The sequence below is a fragment of the Actinoplanes sp. NPDC051633 genome (assembly GCF_040681735.1).
Taxonomy (GTDB): Bacteria; Actinomycetota; Actinomycetes; order Mycobacteriales; family Micromonosporaceae; genus Actinoplanes.
On sequence record NZ_JBFAZH010000909.1, the window covers coordinates 1 to 3232 of the forward strand.

The 3232-nt window shown below is 72.5% G+C and carries 2 protein-coding genes; both read right to left on the bottom strand.

Annotated elements, in window-relative coordinates; all coding sequences use genetic code 11:
• Window positions 1–1822: AAA family ATPase (locus tag AB0M20_RS34320; protein ID WP_364304511.1), on the bottom strand; the 1822-nt coding region annotated here is incomplete at its 3' end.
• Window positions 1823–1904: 82 nt separating this feature from the next.
• The gene (locus AB0M20_RS34325) at window positions 1905–3077 is read right to left on the bottom strand and encodes a cytochrome P450 (RefSeq protein ID WP_364304512.1); all 1173 of its coding nucleotides are present in this window, start codon (window positions 3075–3077) and stop codon (window positions 1905–1907) included.
• Between the last annotated feature and the right edge of the window lie 155 nt (window positions 3078–3232).

Genomic DNA, 3232 nt, shown 5'->3' on the forward strand with positions numbered 1-3232 from the left:
CCGACTCGGCCAGCCGGACCGCCTCGTCCCACTCACCCGCGGCCAGCTTCGCGATGCTCAGCTCGAGGGTGAGGTAGGTGAGGAACATCCGGTGCTCGGCGCAGTCGGCCAGCTCCATCGCCTCGGCGATGTAGCGGCCGGCCTCCGCGAACCGCAGCTCCTCCAGCAGGTTCCAGCAGAGGTTCACGTACGCCCGGCAGGCGTCCTCGATCTCGTTGGCGGCCAGCGCCACCCGCAGGCTCTCCTCGATGGTCGGCCGGCCGGCCGGGTCCCCCTGACGCCACTTGGCCAGCCCGACGTTGTTGAGCGCGTGCGACAGCGTCGCCATGTCATCCGCCTCGCGGGCGAGCCGGGCGGCCCGTTCCCCCCAGGCGATCGCATCGGCGTGCCGTTCGGCGAGCATGTCGAGCTGAGACTGGTTGCTGTAGGCCATCGCGAGAAGTCCGGCGTCACCGGCGTGCTCCAGCGCCGCGATGGCCTCGGTGGCGGCCGCCTCGGCCGCCGCCCGATTCCCGCACAGCCATTCCATCCGGGACAGCCACCGCAGGCTCGCGCCGAGCCGCTTCGGGTCGCCGAGCGCCTGCCGAAGCCGCACGGAGTTCCGCTGGGCCGCGACCGCGGTCTGGCCTTCGTTGTTGGTGTAGCACTCCACGGCGTACCGGCCGAGCAGGTCGGCCTGCTCGGCGGACGGGTACGTCGTCAGGTTGTCCAGGGCCAGCCGCAGATGGGCGGCCGCCTCCCGGTGGGAGCCGGCCGCGCTCGCCTCGCCGGCCGCCTTCGGCGCGTACCGGGTCACCACGGTCGTGTCACCGGCCTCGACGGCGTGGTGCACGATGGCCGACAGGTCGGCGCCGTCGCGGCCGAGCAGGGCGTCCAGCACCCGCTGATTGAGCTGGATCCGGCGCGAGGCCGGCAGCGAGTCGGCGATCGCGCGGCGGATCAGCTCGTGCCGGAAGGTGACCCGGACCGGCGCCACGCCGACCAGCCCGTGCAGCTCGGCCGTTGCGAGCGCCGCGACACCGCCCTCGACCAGCACGTCGACCAGCCACCGGTCCAGCGCGTTCGGTATGACGGCCAACTGCTCGAGCGCGTCCTGGGTGGCCGGATCCATGGTCCGCGTACGGGCGAGGACCGCGTCCACGACGGTCGGCGGCGGGTGCGCCGCGTCGCCGGCGGCGATGACCTCGGTGACGAAGAACGGGTTGCCGGACGTGACGGCGTACACGTGGCGCGGGTCGACGGCACTCGCGGCGCTCAACTGCCGGACCGCCCCGGGCGAGAGCCGGGCCAGCGGCAGCCGGCGTACCCGTCCGGTCCGCGAGACCACCCCGAGCAGCTGCTGCAGCGGGTGGTCGCGGGCGATCTCGTCGTCGCGGTAGGTCAGCACCAGCACCGCCGGCAGCCCGGCGATCCGGCGGACGAGGTAGTGCAGGACGTCCAGGGTGGCTTCGTCCGCCCAGTGCACGTCCTCGACGACCAGCACGGTCGGGTGCCCGGTCCAGCTCAGCTCCGTGCGGAGGGCGTCCAGCAGCCGGTTGCGGTCGTCGCCCTGCTCCAGCGCGCGGGTCAGGCCCGCGCCGACGGTCCCGGCCAGATCGCGGAACGGCCCCAGGGTCCGGCGGGTGACCAGGTCGTCGCAGTAGCCGACGAGCAGCCGGCCCGCCGCGGGCAGGACGGACCGCAGCGACTCGACCAGGGCCGACTTCCCGATCCCGGCCTCACCGCAGACGAGCACCACCGAGCCGGCTCCCGCAGCTGCCTGCTGCCCGGCGGTGGCGAGTTCGCTCAGCTCGTGGTCGCGTTCCAGCATCGCCCGGCGCACGGGTGCATCGTCGCACGAGCGGCCCGCGACGGGCCCGATCTGTCCGGTGACCGATCATGGACCCCGCCTGCGACGGGCGCAGTCAGTCGACGGCGACGCGCAGGTTCGTCACCTCGTACGAGGAGATCCCAGGCCGGGCGCCGACCTTCGGCGCGGTGACCATCCGCAGCCCGGGGAGGGCGAACAGCTTCACCAGGAAGATGTCGGTCTCCTGGATGGCGACGTGCTCGCCGGGGCAGCGGTGCGGGCCGTCACCGAAGGACAGCACCGCCTCCCGCACCCCGGCGGCCAGGGGACGATTCGGGCACACCCGGTCGGCCTGCGCACCGACCACGTCCGGGTCCACGTTGGCCGCGGCCACCCCCACCTCGACGATCGCGCCGGCCGGGATGACGGCGCCCGGCACGGTGATGTCGGCGCTGGTCCGGCGGTAGAGGTCGAACACCACCGGCTCCAGGCGGAGGATCTCGTGCAGGATCGCCGTCCGCTCCGGCTCGGTGCCGGTGGTGTAGGCGGCTCGCAGGTCGTCGTCGGCGAACAGGTGCCAGGCCGCGACCGTGATGAACTCCCTGGTGGTGGCCATGCCCGCCGCGCCGAAGGTCACACATTCGCCGAGGATCTCCGCGTCGGTGCAGCCCTCGTCGATCAGGTGGGAGATGAGGTCGTCCCGGCGTTCCCGCCGGCGGACCCGCACGCTCGGCCGGACGTCGCGGTAGTAGAACATCGCTATGGCGGTGTTGGACCACACGCTCTTGATCCACCCGACCACCGGAATGCGGGCCGATCGCTCCATGAAGAAGCGGTCGAGGCGCTTGGGCATGCCGGGAGCGCGCTCGGTCAGGCCCATCACCTCGGCGGTGACGGCGACGGCCAGCTCGAAGGACAGCTTCGAAAGGTCGGCTTCGCCCCGCCGCCGCAACTGCGCGATCTGTTCGTCGGCGAGACGTTCCATCAGGGATCGGTACGCGGTGTCCACGCGCCGGGGGGTGAAGTACTTGGCCGTCTGCCGGCGATGCTCCCGGTGCTCGGTGCCGTCCCGGTACAGCACCGGGAGCCGCATCCGCTTCTCCGCCTTCTTCGCCTGCTCGGCCCTGAAGCCGGCCTGGCGCGTCTCGGTGCTCCGCAGGATCTCCCGGGCGGTGGCGAAGTCGTGGACCTGCCAGACCCCGTCGGCGGTGCTGTGGACCGGGCAGCCCGGGGCGAGCTTTCCGCGGGGGACCTTGCGCTGGGAGACGAGCGGGGTTTCTGCGGTCACGGGGGGCTCCTTCATCGACCGATATGACGATGATGTGGGGTCGCCTACGCCCAAGGCAAACCGGGCCCGCATCTCGATAGAGTGACCCGGATGCGTCTCGCCCCGATCACTGCTCAGAACTACGAGGCGGCCTTGGCGCTGTCGGTGCGGCCCGA